This window comes from Stygiolobus sp. CP859M, from assembly GCF_037389975.1.
Taxonomy (GTDB): domain Archaea; phylum Thermoproteota; class Thermoprotei_A; order Sulfolobales; family Sulfolobaceae; genus Stygiolobus.
Window position 1 is genome coordinate 54,588 of record NZ_JBBHKS010000005.1, and the last position, 16,996, is coordinate 71,583.

Below are 16,996 nucleotides of genomic sequence, written 5' to 3' on the forward strand. Positions count from 1 at the left end.
GTTATTTTTGTTAACACTTATATAAAACATTAAGGCAAATAGGTTATTTGACTCTTTATAACATTGAAGATATTATTTGTAAACTCTTCTTATCTAATACACTCAGATCAATCTAGAACGCATCATCGCTAGTATCTATAATGAAAATCTTTCCGTCGACTCTTATCAGGCTCCCCCTTCCTCTTGTCCTAATTTCAGTGTCTCCCCGGTCTGTACTCATGGTCCAAACGAATTCATCTCCAGTAGTGGTTATTTTTTGATTCTCATAATCTTAGGTATAAAGTATTTCTTTTCTAGACAAGTTCTCACCTTCTCATACCCTTTGCCTCCTACTGTAGTAAATAGTTTCCCTTCTTTCGTCTTAATCAAGAGAAAATCAGGATTTGAAAGCGGGAAAGGCTTATACATTTCGACTTCGTATAAGACACCGTTTACCTTTACTCTTCTCTCCTCTAGGAACTCTATATCCTTTACAGGCTCTAACGCGTTTATGTAATCTGAAAATGATGGGGAAGAACTTTTTACCTTTTGAACTCCATGGAAATACTTCAGTTGATTTTCGAATATAGAGTACAATTCAGCTCTCTTTTTTATGAGCGTGTTTAGGTCGCCTTCTTCTACTATCTTGCCGTTCTTCAAAACTATAATTCTATCAGCATATAGTAGCGTGGAAGCTCTATGGGCTATAATTATAACTGTGTTGTCCTTAAATTCACTCATTATCTTCTCCATTATCATTGCTTCTGTTAAGCTGTCAACTGAGGCAGTTGCTTCGTCTAGAATCACTACTTTAGGATGTTTAAGAAAAAGTCTCGCCATTTCGATCATTTGTTTTTGTCCACTAGATATCTTGTTCCCCCTTTCTCCTAAGTGGGTGTCGTAGGCGAAAGGTAACTCCATAACGAAATCATGAGCTCCGCTAGCCATAGCTGCAGCTATAATTTCCCAAGGTTTTGCATCAGTTTTACCGTACTTTATGTTATACGCTACAGTACCGTAAAATATTGTAGGTTCAGCTCTTATAAGTCCTATTTGACGTCTGTAGTTTTTTAACTCTAAGTGCTCTAATGGAACTCCGTCTATTAGGATCTCACCCTCTGTGGGATCATAGAGCCTAAGGAGGAGTTTAATAATTGTTGATTTCCCAGAACCACTTCTCCCTACTATAGCCACTTTTTCTCCTTTATTTATTGAGAAGGATAAATTTTCTATTACTTTTTTAGTACCCTCATAGGAGAAGCTAACGTTCCTGAATTCAAAACTTCCTTTTATATATATGTTTACGGGGTTTTCAGGCTCCTTAATTTCGCTCTTAGTGTTGAGAACTTCCACTATTCTCTCCATGGAAGTTAGTGATTGTTGTGTAAACGGTATCACAGCCGTTATAAGGTTTTGTACAGGTTGATAGAACATTGAAGTGTAAGTGACAAAGGCTACTAACGTACCTAACTCTAAAGTATGGTTTAGGACTGACAGACCTCCTAAGTACCATATCATTACCGTTACAAGGGATATCGTAATTGAAATTATAGGGAACCACCTCAAATTTGTCTTTATAACTCTTAACTGAGCGTCTATTACTTCTCTGCTGAGTCCTGAGAGTCTCGATATCTCGAAGTCCTCTGATGTGTAAGACTTTATTGTGTCTATGTTAGGTATTGTATCTGTTAATTGAGACGATATATCGGCTGTTCTCCTCCAAAGTTTATGATACGCAATTTTAGATGCTTTTCTATAACCGATAGTCCCGAATATTATTACCGGCAAAGGTATTAAGGCATAAATTCCCAAGGACGGTAATACAAGAAAGAGCGCAACTCCCACTCCGATAATAGTGCCTACGTTCGTTACTATAGAAGGAATTCCCCAAGTTACGAACCACAGAGTGTTATTTATATCCGTTGTCAGCCTTGACAATATCCTCCCTGAGTTGTACTTGTCTATAAAGTTTGAGGACATTCCTAGAACGTGTTTATAGAGTCTTAACCTCAAGTCGTTTATTATCCTCTGCCCGTTCATATTTAACAAAAGGCTTTGTAATGCAGAAAAGAGAATATTAGCTAAGTTTACTAATGTAAGGAATAAAATAAGTAGAGGGAAAAGCTTCGGGTTATTCTCCTCAAATACGTTGTTTATAAGAAGTTTTAATAGATAGGGTGGGATCAAAGTTATTACAACTAGAAATGAAGAAACAGTTACACCTCCTAATATACGCCATTTATAAGGTGACAACAAGGATCTTAGAAAGTCCCTTACTTTAACGTCTTTTCCCTTCTCTGGATGTAGTTTTACCTCCTTACTTTTCAGTATTTCATACAACTTTAGCATTTCTTCCTTCTTTCTATTGGTAAACTCGCAGAGTGTTATCCTCTCTCCTGCGTAGTCAATCTCTATATAATTATAACCGAAACCCTCAACTAATTTTACATCCCTTATCTTATCGAGGTTATAAGTTATGCCGTCTACGGTCACATTTTCCTCATCTATTAGTATTTTTACACTAGAGAACTTTCCATCCTTTAGATCAGCAGTAAATTCTATCAAGCCTAATAGACATAATATTTTTAGCTTATACTATTTTTCCTACTCATTCGAATTTCTTCAAGTGTTGAAATTCATTCCTCATTATTATCTCACGCACTATAGCTTTAGTCTCTTCGACCAGTCTTGGGTCAAAACTCAATTTTTTATTAAAGGTAGACGTGCATACCTCCTTTAAGTATTGGTCCCTTATGTCTCCCAATTCCCTACTTATGTCCTTTAGAGGTTTAGGGTCTTCCCCGACACTTTCCGTAAGGTAGTATAGGATTCTAACTTTCTTCCTGAACTCATGGAAGTCTTCTATTAGAATGTGGTTATATATTTCACGTATCTTTTCAAAAACTACTAGCCTACTACCGTATATTTTAGGCAAGTAACAACTAGAAATTTTAGGTAGTATTTTTGTTACTTTTAATGCTAGCAGTTTTCTGTTTATCGGAATACAACCTGATACATCGGCATCTCTTATTCTTCCTAGAATTCTTACGGCTTCTTTAGAGTAGTATATGCAATCCGAGTTATGGTAAAGCCTGCTTAATGTTAAGGATAATGTCAGGTATTTTCTCAAGTAAACTCTGGTATCATGGACTGATTCAGGTGAGGGGTTGAATCTCAGTGCTTTTCTCAAATTATTATTAGCGTAAAACTCTGGTCTCTCTTCAGGTTTCATTTCAGTACTTCCCTCACGTATTTGATGATTTCTTTGTGGGCTTCCTCGTAGTTTCTGTTAGTTTTAACCACTTTCAGTCCGTAAGTTTTTGAGATCTCAAGAAGATATTTTTGGAAAGTCTTAACATGGGTGCGGAAGGATGTGTATAAGTCCTTATTAATGCATAGGTCTATGGAGGATGTTAAGGGGTCTATCTTACCGTTTTTCATTATAACTCTCCTACTGATAGTACTTACTGGGGCTACAAGTGAAATAGCTAGGTCGGGTTTTATTGCAAACGACAATACGTCATTGATCCAATTCCTATCGAGCCCTCTTGTTAAACCCCATGCCATGAGGGTATAAACGTAACCGTCAGCCAGTACAACAAAGCCAGAATTAAGGGCTTCCTTAACGGTGTATTCTATCTGGTCTGCAAGGTCTGTAGCATAAGCAAGGAATAAAGTTATCCTCTGAAAAACGAGGTCTCTCTTAATCGTGCTTAACTTAGTCCCTAACAGCTGGCTCGACTGTAGTCCTATAGTAGTTACTCCGTAACCTTCTTCCTCGAGGTACTTTTTAATACCTTGTAGATGTGAACTCCTACCGGAGCCTTCTACACCCTCTACAGCTATTAAGATTCCTCTTTCCATAAGATCTCACTCACTTTTTCTCTTATTTCTATCTGAATCGATTTAGGATCCCTTTGACCGTCGATTACATAGAAATTCTCTATGGGGGCTAATTTGTCGTATACCGAGAGAACAGCACCCTGATATTTAAGAAATCCCTCCTCAGGTTTCAAATCTGGGAAAATGTCGGCTCCTGCCTCGTTCGGTTTTATTTTTCTTCTATTTTCTTTTAACCTTCTCAAAGCCTCTTCAGCTGTAACTCTTATGAAAAAGACTATATCTGGTTTGATCGCGAATGAGTAAAGTTTAGCTACCCAATCTATGCTCAGCCCTCTTACGGAGTCCCTAGCATAAGCGGTGTAAATGTATCTGTCAGAAATTACTACGTAACCAGCTTTATACATAGGCAAAATGTATTTCTCGTATCTATCCGCGAAGTCTGTAGCATGTATTAAGCTGTAAGTTAAAGGAGTAAGCAAGTTCTTCTTTTTAGCTTCCTTTATACTCTCGTGTAACCACTCTGAAGAGTTCCATTCTGTGAGGTAGACCGGAACTCCCTTAGCTTCTAACCAGTCTCTAAGTAGTTTGGCTTGGCTCGACTTACCTGAGCCGTCTATCCCCTCAAATGCTATTATATGCCCTACCATTTTCTCACTCCTAACTCATAAGCCTCATGAAGTTCTTTCACTTTCTTTGCCTTTACGAGGATTGTGTCCTTATCTATTAACTTCTTCACCTTGTTATAGTACTTTTTCTTGAACTTCTTTGCTAAAGCACATAAGGTAGTAATAACGTTAATTTCGTCCGCAGTATATCCAGGTGTAGTGATCTCCCTAAAAACCTTATAACATGCCATGTAGGGATCCAAGAAGTTAGAGGCCTTCATGAGTTGTAAGAGGTAAAAAGCTGTACTTACAGCTACGTCTTTTGTTTCCTTAAGTGCTTCTCTATATGAGTCTACGAACGGTTCTACGTTGAAGTTGTAAGATACTCCTTCTACCCAAAATTCCCTTAGCTTGTCGACATTTTCTATTTCCGAGTCCATTAGAATCCCCTCACGTAGTCCGAAGGCTGAAATCATCACTTTATCTTTCCCCATTATTTCCATGAGCTCTTTAATGACGATTGCAGCTGAGTGAATAGTTAAAGCTCTTTCTTTATCAATTCCCGGTAGTTGTGATCTCTCGCTTATACTCATTGATGGAAGGATCTTAGCATATTTCGCAATTCTTTCATAACTAACAGAGTAACCGTGAATTTGATCCAGTTTTTCTCCTTCAAGTTTTAAATCCATTTTAGCAATGGCCCTCAGATTTCCACCGCTACCAACAAGTATCCCCTTTGATGAGGGCAGGGAAGCTAAGGCAATCCTCACTTCCTTTTTTATTTCCTCGGGGTTTTTGTCCATCATTCTCAGTCCTCCCAAGGGGAACTGGTATACGTCCCTTATCTTTCTCTGAGATACATAGGCTATTTCTAAGGATCCACCCCCTAAATCGAAGATTATTCCATCCTCTATTGGTAAAGTGTTGATTACGGCTAAAGCTGAATACTTACCTTCTTCCTCTCCTGACAGTACGGTTATTGGAAATCCGATAATACTAGATAGCCTGTTTGAGACCTCCGTTCCGTTACTGGCGTAACGAAAGGCACTAGTCCCCAAGATTTTAGCTTCTTTTATCCCTTTTCTATCTAGGAATTCCTTAAATTTACGTAAGGTAATTTCAGCTCTCTTTACGTTCTCCTCGGGTATGGGTTTTCCTTCGCTTACACTTAATCCTAACCTTACGTAATCCTTCAGCGAGGCTGTGAGCCTAAAGGAAAGGTTAGGGAATATAGAATAAAGAGAAAGCCTAAAAGAGTTGTATCCAGCGTCTATCACTGCCTTATAATTCATAGTCTCTTCATTAATTTCTGTGTTAGGAGTATAGTAAGTTTTCCTTTGAAGCTGGCCGGATCTACCTCTACAACTGCTACTCCACCTTTCTTCAGTTCAACTTCACCGCCCGTAACACTCTTTATAAATGTAGACAAGTGGGGCTCGTGCCCTACTAACATAATTACTTGTTCCGCTTGAGAGGAGTTTGTTTCCTTCAACTTTTCAATGATCGTGCTTACATCTTGGTCTGGTTCTAATTCTTTAATCGTCTCTATTTTTAAGTCCTCGTCAAGTTCCTCAAGAATGACTTCTGCTGATTGATAAGCCCTTATATACGGACTTGAAAACACTTTATCTATTTTGTAACCCATAATGTCTATGAAATTAGCGACTCTTCTCATCTGTTTTATTCCCTTTTTAATCAACTTTCTATCCTTATCTGGTAAGTTTTCTACCTTCGGTTCGGCTTCTCCGTGTCTTACAATTATTAGATGTAACATATGCGGTTTACTCCACATAGGTTAATAAGTATTTAAACATCAGGAATATATAACACTATATAGGCTATGCCGTGATACATAATTTAGGTAACGAGGAAAATTTAGACCGAAAGATATTTACTATTATCCCTTCCGTCAAAATTTTGAAATATAAACTAAATAAGACCGAGAGGAGATAGGTACAAAAAATCAGTGAAAGTATGGATAAGCCACATCGTACTTTCTCCTTCTTAAGCTATTATAGACCTCTGGAAATTCGTTTCTCAAGTATTCCTCAGGTAGTTTACTCAGATCGTATAAAGGTATATTTACCTCCTCTCCCTTTTTTTGAGTCCTTGAAATTCCTAACATTTCCTGATCAACTTATATTTGCTTTGAAATATTTAAAAAGTAATCCGCAAAGTTCAAGTCAGTATTAACATGATATCTAATGTTTTATATTATTCAATTATTTACAGTAAAGTTCGAAAGTTATTGTAAATAATAAAAAATGTTATTATAAATGATAAATGTGAACAATTCGACAAGTTTCAATTTTGGCTAGATAAAATGAGCTATTTTCTTGAAACTGAGATAGAAACCTAACCACAATAATAAAGTAATAACACCACCTATGAGTATTAATTCCCTATTAATCCTAATGTAACCTTGCTCGTTAAACATTTCACCAACTAAAAGTGAGGAAATAGAGAAGGACAAACTTAATGATAGTAGAGATATTCTCATATAAATAGGGATATTACTAAACCATTTAAAAACAGAGCTATACAATTGTATACTAGGACATTAGTGTTAATGTTACCTTAAAAACGTCGTTTTCCTTAGCGATATTAACCATACATTTAAACTTTTTTGCTAACGGTATTATATCCCTTTGAACAACGGTTATATCGTCTGTTATTACGGTCAATTCATCCCCTCTATTCATCTTCCTAAGCTTGTTATACACTATCAAATGTGGAACTGAACAGCATAGTCCTATTAAGTTCACCTCTGATTTCATCTTTATCAGTTATTTCGAAATATGAAATTAAAAGTTAATTAACCTAAATATTATAATTATAGTTCATGGAGCTACAATTTAATCGTGCTGACAAATTGCTAGATGTAGAGAAATTTTCAAGGCTTTATATGCTTAAGAATATCAGGAAATTAGACTGGGGCTATGAAGGAGAGCTATCTCTTACCCGTTTTTTAAATTTTAAGTGTTTGATATACGTGAAGGGTAATGAGTTAAATATAGTTGAAAAGAACGGGAAGTTCACTATCGTGGTATTAGTAAGTCAAAATAAAGTGAACGTAGATATACGCACATCCAATGTTCTAATTAGAGAAACTCTTAAACTGAGGTTAGAAAAGAATTTTGAGAAATATAAGGATATTGTTAAGGTAGTCAAGGACGAGAAGCCAAGCAAGAGTAAGAGGGTCGTATTTATGAAAAGCGTAGGCGATTATATTCTCGACTTAAGAGGTTTAGTGTGCCCCGTTCCGGAAATAGAGGTGAAGAAAAAACTGATGGAACTGAGGATTGGGGAAAGCCTGGAGGTACTAGTAGACAACCCTGCTGCGGTAGAAATAACTTTTCCTGAAGTTGCCAAGTTATTCCGCTGTAGGTATGAAGTGTTCAATATGGGTGATTACGTTTCCTTCGTGTTTTACAAACTTTCGGCGACTCCGACTAGAACAGAATATGTTGAAGCAATTGAGAACAAAGACTTAAAGAAAATTAAGGAATATTTCAGAGAGGGAGAGTTTAGAGCTTTCCTATATTTTTACTTCAGTAAAATTGAGAAAAGTATTACGTCTAATGGTATAAGAAGGGATCAACTAAAAAAGGACGTGCTCGGTTTAATTACGGCTGCCCCAATAGGAAGGGGATGGCTACTAACTGCCCTTGTTGATAAAGACGGATTGATTGCCTTAAGGCTCGATACAGACGAAGGAGTATACTTTGATGAAGAAGCTTTAGCCAGGCTCCCGAAAGAAGGTATGGTAAATATATTTTATTTATCTCACAATAATTAGAAATTAGATTTATAAATAAGAAAATTTTTAAAAAACTCACGCTAAAAGTTTTTTATGTTAAAGAAAGACGAATGCGGCTGTGTTGTAGAAAGGAAGTTTGCGTCAGACTACTTAGTTAAAAGATTATATAATTCTAGTAAGGGAAAAGAGATCTGCAATGTCAAGATTGACAGCTCACGATGGTTCAAGCTCTACCGTAATTCTGAGGGAATAATAACTTACAAATCCTCAGAATGCCCTATAGTAGTTATCTGTTTAGAAGCACTTTGTGAAGCTTACGAAGACAACAAAAAGTTCTTGTCTTATGAAAAAGCTATAGAAAAGCTCAGGAGCATAAAGGGATTTCAAATTAACCAAATCTCTGACGTAATTGCAAAGGAGTTCTCGGAGTGTTTAAAGATATGACCAAGAATGTAGCTTATATCGTAGAGTCTAACTTAGGTTCTTACATACTGGGCAACATGATAGTGCCCCAACTGGAAGAAGACAGACATGGTGTGAACGTTGTTGGGATGTTTTTCATTCATGATAATGTTTACCTTTTGATGGAAGGGAACCCTCTGGCTGAAAGACTAGAGAAACTAAGCAAGGAGAAGGGGATTTATCTTCAAGTATGTGATCAGTGCGTTTATATGAGGAACTTAGCTGATAAAATCATCAAAGTTGCAAAGATAGGCTGCTTCCCGGACTTCTATAAAGCGGTCGTCCACAAAGTTGATCTGATTATAACTATTTAACTTTTTTTCGTAAATTTTTTAAATGATGTATAAAGGGTTTATAAATCAATAATTCTTTTATTTTTTAGTAACGAGGAATACATGATAAGATATGTCCTATAAAATATGGTTGTTAGCTGGATTCTTGATAATTATATTGATTGGTGTAGGTGCAGCCTATATAATGATGAAAAGTTCGACAAGTTCATCACCATCATCTGTCTCAACTCCAGTGGTCTCTACGTCGACAAGCTCCTCATCGACAGCTAATAACAACTTCTACTTCTTGGTCTTTACGCAAAAGGGACTCTCACAAGTGATCAACCCGTTCTCGACGTCTGCCCAGTTCTTAGGATTCCAGCATGTAGTTAACATATCCGTTAACTTACCACAACAAGTCTATTATTGGGTAGAGGTTCCAGCTATGCAAATGTTCGACGGCAAGTATATATTTGCACCCGTAAATAACGGGTCAGTATATGTTGTAGACTCATCTACCATGAAAGCCGTCAAAAATTTCTCGGTAGGAAATAAGATAGGATTTATAGGAGTGGCTATATCTCCTAACGGTCAGTATGCTGCAATAGCTGATGGTCCTTCTGGAGTTGTTGAAGTTATAAACTTAAGCAATTTACAAGTAGTATGGAAAGACCAATTCTTATCCCCAACCGGTAGAACATATTATCCATGTGATGTGAGGTGGGCTCCCAACGGGCAATATTTGATAGTACCTATGAAATTCAACAATAGTGTCGACACAATAAATGCAATGACCGGTAAAGTGATGAATGTGCTAACTACATCCCCTGGGTCTCAACCTTATATGGTAAGTCCAAATATGCAGGGCACAATGGTAGCCGTAGAATTCGCTGGAAATAACTCAGTAGGTTTCTATTCCTTACCTAACTTACAATATATGGGAATGGTAGCAATGCCTAGCGGTGTAACCCCTCAGAGGGGAACGTTCACTCCGGATGGTAAGTATTATTTAGAGGCGCCAATTAATAAAAACGAAGTTGTGGTCATATCCACTTCGTCTTTCAGTATCGTTAATACCATATCCCTACCTAGCATATCTCCTCAAGGTTTAGCTGATATTGGTATTACTCCCGGAGGGAGTTATGCTTATGTCGTAATTCACGGCTCTGTGAGTAGCGGAGGCATGATCGTCTTGATAAGCTTGAACACTATGAGCATAGCTTATGAAGTCCCGTTGACTACTGCTCCAGCATTTGTATTGCCCATAAGTGAATCTACTGGAGGCTATTTAGTAGATAACGTGATGTTGCCACCTATTACGGGTCTTCACTGTTGAGGGATGTACAGTGTCGCTAAAAATAAATCCTTTTTTCTACGTCTTTATATTTTTCAACTCCACAGTATTCCTGCCCATAGTAGTAAATGGTTTAAGAATATACCTTTTATGGTACTCCCCGCTAGCTGATACGGGGCAGGTAACTTTTTTAGACCCATTCTTATTGTTTGCATGCCTTTACATAGTCGTAACTACGGGTCTAGGTTATTATATCTACAAGTTGAAAAAAGGGAGATTCATTCTGGTCTCAGGACCTATGAGGGTGAGGAGCGTGATTAAAGCCACTCTTAAAGACAAAGTGGGAAGGTACTTAGTCTTGTCTTTTGGTATATCTTATTTCCTTTCCTATCTCATAGTGTCTGGCTTGTGGTTGATACCTAACGTTAACGTAAGTTCTTACTTCTTATGCCTTACAGTAATCACATATAAAGGTAGTGGTATCCCAGTTTTCCAATTACCCCTTCTTGGTTATTTCGTTATCAACACATGGATGCTTCTGCTGGGTATCATCAACGACATAGTCCTCTCAATTGCACTTATGCTCGGATATTATATTATGTCGTTGATTTACGTATCACTAAATGCCTTCGAATGGAAGATACCTAATAGCTTTAGGTTAGCATCCACAAACACTGTCGGGGGCTTTCTTACTGCATCTGTTCCTACTCTCGGTACCATAGCAGGAGTGTGTTGTTTAACTCCTACTGCGGTGAATTCCTTACTTTTCCTCCTATCCTCATCCTACCCTGCAGTAACTAAGGGCATTATGTGGAAGTACGGGACTTTCATTTTGGGAACCTGGACGGGAGGCATTCTTCAAGCGGTGCTCCTAAGTTCTCCGGTCATAGTCGGATTGGTGTTGATTGGTATTAGTGCGTATGAGGTTTACAGGATATCTCATTTAATTGTAAGTAGGGTGAGATTATGACTAGGAGAATAAGAAGGGAAGAGAAGGTATCTACTCGTTATAACAACCTATTCCCGATACTAACTAGATTAGGACTAGCAACTACGTGGATATATGCTGGTGTATTCATGAAGCTTTTGAACCCAGGTTATCTTAACCCTGCTTCTACATCTTATGTTGGGGTTACAATTCAAGTCTTACTGCAAGGTCCTTTAATGAGGGGATTCCTCGAATCTGTGGTCTTACCCCACGTTTATCTGGTTGGAATCCTTGTAATGATCGCAGAAATATGTTTCGGCGTGCTCACCCTCACTGGGACAATGTCAAGGTTTGTTAATACTGTGGCTTTTTATCTAAACTTGATATATTTCCTCTCTGCATATTGGGCTGATGCTGAAGAGTATGGAATAAACCTTCTCATGATGATTCTAGACCTTTACATTGTGTTTAACGGCGTTGCCGGTCCTTCAGTAGACTCATTGATAGGTAAGAAGTGGGAGAAGATAAACGATTGGAAGATTTGGTTCTTTATCGGCTCTATTTTCTATCTTGCAGTAGTTATTTACCTTTATATCACATAAAATAATTAAAAGGTTTATAAATGAATTATTTTTTTATGCGTTAATTTCAATTAGTTATTTGAGGTTTAAACTATGAGTGAGGAATTAAAGACGAAAAATCCAGATGTAGTGATCGACGTAAGGGGGGAGTCATGCCCAGTACCGGAAATGGAGGCGAGTAAGAAGCTTAAGAAGATGAAGGCAGGAGAGGTATTAGAAGTGCTGACAGACCACCAGCCCGCAGTTGACGTCACTCTCCCTTCGCTCGCAAAGAATTTAGGATACCCGTTTACCGTCATTAAGGACGGTGATACATACAAGGTAAGGATATTAAAGGTGAAGTAAAAGTGGCAAACCCTCCAATGGTGTTGAGCCCAGTTTTTTCAGAAAGCTGGGCTGAAGTTTATGCATTTTTTGCACTTGGTGGTTTTATTTTAGGTTGGGTCGCCCAAAGGGGCAACTACTGTTTTGTTAACGCTATGACATCTATTTTTACAACTAGAAGTTTTGAAAGATTCGGGGCACTTCTTATACTTTTCGGACTTTCGGCCTTAGGTTGTGGTTTGCTCGTCGCTTTCGGAGTCATTCCCGCTGTTGATCAATATTACTTCAACTACTTTGCAGGGTGGTACATACTCGTAGGCTCGTTCATATTTGGTTTTGGTGCGGCATTAGCCGGAGGATGCAATCTATCAATGTTGTATAGAGCTGCTAGCGGTTACGTGCAAAATTGGATAGAGTTATTCGGAATGATGATAGGCACTTACGTTTTCGCCGTAGGTATCTGGCCCTTCCAACAATATACCATGGAGAAAGGTATATTCTCCACAACTATGGGGGGTTACGTAGAATACTTACCTTACGATATATTTCATTCTGTCTCTCCCATGGCGATCTATATAACTACTTTGATGTTAGGATTACCTTTAGTTCTCCTCGGCATATATCTTCAGCAGTACACTAAAAAGAAGTGGTTAGCTAACTTGAGAATTGCACCTCAGGGATTACCTATTTCAATGACTATTAGTCCTCAAGGTCAAGTACTAGGAGAGGAAAAGACTAAAACTAGCTGGAAGAAAGAGGTAAAGGACTTATTACTTCTTAAGAAACCTTACGGAACTAATTTAGCTACTGTTTTACTTGCGTTAGATATAATTTTAGTATATATCGCTGGTGCAGGCTATACGTTCAACTATCTAGTCATAACTTCCTCTGATGGAGGAAGGTTCTTCGAGTATATTCTAATGCTCTTCGGTGTCAACTTATTCACTAATACACCGTGGTTTAACGATTCATTACCTATCGTAGATCCGAGCACACTAATGGTAATAATGTTATGTGTTGGTGCTTTTACAGCCTCATTCCTTAGTGGGGACTTTAAGATTAGAATACCTAGAGAAAAGAAGAGATTACTGATAGGGTTCTTGGGAGGGATGTTAGTGGGAATAGGAGTTAGAGTGGCTTTAGGCTGCAACGTGGGATTGATGTGGACTAACTTCGCCCAGTTAGGTTACGACGGCATAATATTCTTGTTCGGAATGTTGGGAGGAATTTACTTAGCCGTGAAAGTTCAAGAGAGGTTGTGAGCTATGTTGGAGTCAAGATATCTTAGAAGATTATTAGCTCCCCTTATACTTTCCTTTTTTGTGATAGGCTGGTACAAGTTCAGTGAAAGCACTTTAGCCAATGCAAATCAGATAGCGTTGAACACGGCTAATTTTGCAGTATACGTTCAGCAAACACAGTATGATGGATACTTGACGGCCACAAGATACATATGCTACGTGGTCGTGTATGTCGGTCTAGCTCTATTCTGGTACAACCTTGTAAAAATAGTGGAGGCGAAGGAGAGAAATGGTTGACGTAGCTATTATGATGGTATCGGGAGACCACGAGAAGATGTACATGGGTATAGTGACGGCGATAGGCTATGCTGCGAGTGGAAATAAGATCTACATGTTCTTCACTATGGACGCATTAAAGGCACTCACTGAAGAGAACGAGAAAATAACTCTACCTAACACTAAACCGTTGAAATACTATGTGGAAAATTTAATGGATATGGCTGGAGAAGACTTAGAAATTGTTGCTTGCGAGCTTGGAATGAAGGTTAAGGGTATTGAGAAACTCGCTTACCCGGTGAAAATAAGTGGCGTATCGGAGTTCGCTCTAAAAAGTAGTGAAGCGAAAATTGTCCTCGTTTTCTAAGTCTTTTTTTCTTTTCCGCATCACGTACTGTTTTTGGCTAACTATTATATACCAACGTCACTTTGTTTATATTGATATGAAAAAAATTACGTCTATCTCTAATTTAGAACGATTCCTTTCGAAGAGACTAATGTTCATCTCAATGCCCCCGCTCATGGAACCCTTGTTTAAGAAGGTAACTAATGACAGAATAGTACTTGTACCAACCAAATTTAGTAGTAAGGATGAGCTTGAAAATTACTCCAAAGAAGTTAGGAGTAAAAAGGAAGGCATAATACTAGGTAGAGGTTACGTAATAGACCTAATAAGAGGTAAAGTTAAACTGGGTGAGGGTTCGACAACTTTAAGCGGTAACGTACTAATATTTGGTTATAGGAAAGCGTTAAAGATTCTAGATAAACACAAGGTTTCGGATAAGGTAAAAGTCTTAGAATATTCATCTCTCCCTTTCGATAATTGTGTAACTTATGTGCCTTCTTTAATCGCAGAGGCAATAAGGCTTCAGGAAAGGGATAAACTTAATGACCAAATTAAAGTGTTAAATAAGTTTAAGCTACTACTCTACAAAAGACCGACATCAAAGGATCCGATCGACGCTCTAAAGGAGTCTTATAGGGGATCCAACTTAAAAGAAGACTGGGAAAAGTTAACCCCCAAGTGGAAGGAGGTTATACACTATTACTTAGACTCCTCTCTTGGTCTTTTACCTGGGGAGAGCGAGAGAGCTTTAGAGAATTTATCAGATTATTCCTCTGGCTATGACTTGGAGCTTTCAAGTCCTAAATATCCAGAGTTTGTGGATTTATTAGATCTAAGTTTAAGGAATCTACTGAACGGGAAAAACGTTTACGTCATAGGTAGTTTGAGGTCGGGTAAGTCAACTTTCGCATCTCTACTTGCAAAAAGGTTTGAGGAACTCGGGTTCAAGGTTAAGATAGTGGATTATCACGGTATTCCCCAAGGTTATAAATATATTGAGAAGTTAGCAGAAGAACTAAACGATAAAGAACCGTTGATTGGAGTTTTGACCTATGATTTATACCGTGTAATTCGCCCTAAAAAGGGTTTAATGATAAAGCCAGGCAGTAGAGTGATATTCTCGCTTACTGAAAGAAAAGATTTAGCAGTAAAGATAGATAAGGGTGTATACGATGTTCCTCTCAGTTTCCTATTAACTTCAGAGAACGTGGACTTTGACGATTACTTTTTCGATTATATGTTTAACGTGATATTTGATGCTGACCCTAATAAAGTCTTGTGGTATTTACCGCTACTGAAACTTGCTAAAGACTATGGTCTGCCGATACCTAGAATGTTAAGTAGAATTTCCTTAGAGATTAACGGAAGGAAACTTGATAATGACAAAGATCTAATACTGAAGTGGTTTTCTGTAGTAAACAGGGATATAAAGATAAAGATTTCAGAAGAATATGGAACAGATCTCATAGACACGATAGATGTAAATAAAATAAAGAAAGTCCTCAAAGAAGAAATAATTAAAGTATTAAAACCTGAAAACTCTCTGTCTCTGATTGAGTTATATTATTACTCTCTTATGGATTTTAACTTCCTACAAGTACCGAATATTGGAGAACTTAGGGACTATCTCACCTCAGGGAAAAAAGTAAATAGGATGGTTAAGGAAATTCTGGAAGAATTATTACCTAATTTGATAGAAAATTCCTCACAAAGAGTTGAAGAAATCTGTATGTCTCTAAGAACTAGAATCTCAACGTTTAAGAATACTTCACAAATAGACAAGGAGAAAATGAATGAGATTTTAGAAGATACATTGCTAGCTCCGTATAAGCTCGTCTCTGAAATAAAGCTGGTTTTGAGTAGTAAACAATCACCACCGGATTGTGTTGAGACTGCAATACAAATAACGGTTTCAGCGGTAAAAGGCGGTAGAACCGAGTGGGTTAAGAGTGTAATACCCGACCTGATAAAGAGGGCAAAAGAGAACACGGTTTTTGCAAGACTCTTCTCTGTCATAGCATATTATTACCTTATGAATGAAGAAGATGAAAGACTAGAAGAAGAAATAGAAAGGTTACAAGATGCATATTCAATATTTCCTAAATCTTTAATTAAATATAAGAGAGGAGAACTAGCACATTTGGAAGTTCAAGATCCCTTGTGGGCCACGATCTTATTTGGAAGTCTTGCGGATTACGCACTGTCAAGCAAGGATCTAATAAAGTTTGCTTTTCTATATGAAAAATTTAGGCGGTCAGCTACAAAAGTGAAAGAGATACCACTGAATAAGGATGAAGCTTTACTTCTCTCAGACTTTTTAATGACTATACCAACAACTAACTCATCGTTAATCTACAAAGAGCTTGCCTTATTGAAGAAGAGATTAGACGCCGGAATTGGATATACATTACTACTTACACACCCTAAGACTGAGTCTGTGAGGACTACAATCGAACTAGTGGAAAAACTGAGTAATGACTGGTTTTCTGAAGTCTGGAAAAGAGTAAAGGAAGGTGATTATACGGATGAGGATTGTATGGATTTAATTAAGATGTACCAGCTTAAGTTAATGAAGAGCTTGGCTAATGGAGAGAAGTATGAGTATAAGACTATATTACAAGATGTTATGGATTTAAAGAATATATGTAATCAAGTAAAAAGCTCGGATATAAAGGGTGCAATAGATATAATTACTAATCTTTCTGGTGTTATACTTAACGACCGTCAGGAGGAGTTAATCATTTCGGGGACTTCCTTAGATCTCGCGATATATATTGGTAGTCTAATACTTTTAGGCCGTAAGGATAAACAATATTTCTTTAACATTATAGCAAAACAAATCGAAGAAAGACATCCTCCAGACTCACTGGAAGTTCTTCTAGTGCAATTAATCGATGCCTTAATTAATGAAGATAAAAAGCGGCTGGAACAGAAAATAGAGAAAATGAAGGATAACTACTACTCTGCCATGTTGGAGGTCCTTGTTAAAGTATTAACAGACAAGAGAAGGGCTGTACTGGGGTTGATCCCGTATATAGGTATGTGGCACATTACGGGTAGTAGACCAAGAGGCTTACTTTATTAA

The 16,996-nt window shown here is 37.7% G+C and carries 19 protein-coding genes; 11 read left to right on the top strand and 8 right to left on the bottom strand.

The genetic code is table 11. From position 1 onward, the window contains the following. Positions 1-249: 249 nt before the first annotated feature. The 8 genes from WIW72_RS00925 to WIW72_RS00960 all read right to left on the bottom strand — a co-directional run bounded on the left by WIW72_RS00925 (position 250) and on the right by WIW72_RS00960 (position 7,204). Positions 250-2,544, bottom strand: a complete 2,295-nt coding sequence (locus WIW72_RS00925; protein WP_337702961.1) for an ABC transporter ATP-binding protein — start codon at positions 2,542-2,544, stop codon at positions 250-252. 43 nt (positions 2,545-2,587) lie between these two features. Next, positions 2,588-3,211, bottom strand: a complete 624-nt coding sequence (locus tag WIW72_RS00930) for a CHAD domain-containing protein (RefSeq protein ID WP_337702959.1) — start codon at positions 3,209-3,211, stop codon at positions 2,588-2,590. Continuing rightward, entirely contained in the window at positions 3,208-3,843 is a 636-nt protein-coding gene (locus WIW72_RS00935; protein ID WP_337702957.1) for a dTMP kinase, read from the bottom strand. Before WIW72_RS00935 ends, WIW72_RS00930 begins: the two co-directional genes overlap by 4 nt. Beyond that, positions 3,825-4,469, bottom strand: a complete 645-nt coding sequence (gene tmk / locus WIW72_RS00940) for a dTMP kinase (protein ID WP_337702955.1) — start codon at positions 4,467-4,469, stop codon at positions 3,825-3,827. The genes WIW72_RS00935 and tmk overlap by 19 nt, the downstream gene beginning before the upstream one ends. Further along, positions 4,463-5,719, bottom strand: coding sequence for a Ppx/GppA phosphatase family protein (locus tag WIW72_RS00945; protein ID WP_337702953.1), 1,257 nt, complete (start codon positions 5,717-5,719; stop codon positions 4,463-4,465). The genes tmk and WIW72_RS00945 overlap by 7 nt, the downstream gene beginning before the upstream one ends. Continuing rightward, complete coding sequence (gene sixA / locus WIW72_RS00950; RefSeq protein WP_337702951.1) at positions 5,716-6,201, bottom strand: phosphohistidine phosphatase SixA; 486 nt, start codon at positions 6,199-6,201, stop codon at positions 5,716-5,718. Before sixA ends, WIW72_RS00945 begins: the two co-directional genes overlap by 4 nt. 189 nt (positions 6,202-6,390) lie before the next feature. After that, positions 6,391-6,552: a hypothetical protein gene (locus WIW72_RS00955; protein ID WP_337702949.1), complete on the bottom strand. Its 162-nt coding sequence runs from the start codon at positions 6,550-6,552 to the stop codon at positions 6,391-6,393. Positions 6,553-6,979: 427 nt separating this feature from the next. Beyond that, positions 6,980-7,204 carry a sulfurtransferase TusA family protein gene (locus WIW72_RS00960; RefSeq protein ID WP_337702946.1) on the bottom strand — a complete coding sequence of 75 codons (225 nt, stop codon included), beginning with the start codon at positions 7,202-7,204 and terminating at the stop codon, positions 6,980-6,982. A 65-nt stretch (positions 7,205-7,269) separates the two neighbouring features. Between WIW72_RS00960 and WIW72_RS00965 the strand changes: the two genes are divergently transcribed. The 11 genes from WIW72_RS00965 (at position 7,270) to WIW72_RS01015 (ending at position 16,996) form a co-directional block, all read left to right on the top strand. After that, positions 7,270-8,226 carry a sulfurtransferase TusA family protein gene (locus WIW72_RS00965; RefSeq protein WP_337720060.1) on the top strand — a complete coding sequence of 319 codons (957 nt, stop codon included), beginning with the start codon at positions 7,270-7,272 and terminating at the stop codon, positions 8,224-8,226. Positions 8,227-8,280: 54 nt separating this feature from the next. Continuing rightward, the gene (locus tag WIW72_RS00970; RefSeq protein ID WP_337702942.1) at positions 8,281-8,631 is read left to right on the top strand and encodes a hypothetical protein; all 351 of its coding nucleotides are present in this window, start codon (positions 8,281-8,283) and stop codon (positions 8,629-8,631) included. After that, positions 8,628-8,963 carry a sulfur reduction protein DsrE gene (locus WIW72_RS00975; protein ID WP_337702938.1) on the top strand — a complete coding sequence of 112 codons (336 nt, stop codon included), beginning with the start codon at positions 8,628-8,630 and terminating at the stop codon, positions 8,961-8,963. The genes WIW72_RS00970 and WIW72_RS00975 overlap by 4 nt, the downstream gene beginning before the upstream one ends. 91 nt (positions 8,964-9,054) lie before the next feature. Continuing rightward, positions 9,055-10,257, top strand: coding sequence for a YncE family protein (locus tag WIW72_RS00980; RefSeq protein ID WP_337702936.1), 1,203 nt, complete (start codon positions 9,055-9,057; stop codon positions 10,255-10,257). A gap of 10 nt (positions 10,258-10,267) precedes the next feature. Continuing rightward, the gene (locus WIW72_RS00985; protein ID WP_337702935.1) at positions 10,268-11,185 is read left to right on the top strand and encodes a hypothetical protein; all 918 of its coding nucleotides are present in this window, start codon (positions 10,268-10,270) and stop codon (positions 11,183-11,185) included. Beyond that, the gene (locus tag WIW72_RS00990; protein ID WP_337702933.1) at positions 11,182-11,745 is read left to right on the top strand and encodes a TQO small subunit DoxD; all 564 of its coding nucleotides are present in this window, start codon (positions 11,182-11,184) and stop codon (positions 11,743-11,745) included. The genes WIW72_RS00985 and WIW72_RS00990 overlap by 4 nt, the downstream gene beginning before the upstream one ends. A gap of 72 nt (positions 11,746-11,817) precedes the next feature. Next, positions 11,818-12,069, top strand: coding sequence for a sulfurtransferase TusA family protein (locus WIW72_RS00995; protein ID WP_337702931.1), 252 nt, complete (start codon positions 11,818-11,820; stop codon positions 12,067-12,069). Between the two features lie 17 nt (positions 12,070-12,086). Next, positions 12,087-13,310, top strand: coding sequence for a YeeE/YedE family protein (locus WIW72_RS01000; protein ID WP_337702982.1), 1,224 nt, complete (start codon positions 12,087-12,089; stop codon positions 13,308-13,310). 3 nt (positions 13,311-13,313) lie between these two features. Further along, the gene (locus WIW72_RS01005; protein ID WP_337702928.1) at positions 13,314-13,586 is read left to right on the top strand and encodes a hypothetical protein; all 273 of its coding nucleotides are present in this window, start codon (positions 13,314-13,316) and stop codon (positions 13,584-13,586) included. Beyond that, on the top strand, positions 13,579-13,932 hold the full coding sequence (locus WIW72_RS01010) for a DsrE family protein (protein ID WP_337702926.1): 354 nt from the start codon (positions 13,579-13,581) through the stop codon (positions 13,930-13,932). The genes WIW72_RS01005 and WIW72_RS01010 overlap by 8 nt, the downstream gene beginning before the upstream one ends. A gap of 76 nt (positions 13,933-14,008) precedes the next feature. Beyond that, the gene (locus WIW72_RS01015; protein ID WP_337721213.1) at positions 14,009-16,996 is read left to right on the top strand and encodes a hypothetical protein; all 2,988 of its coding nucleotides are present in this window, start codon (positions 14,009-14,011) and stop codon (positions 16,994-16,996) included.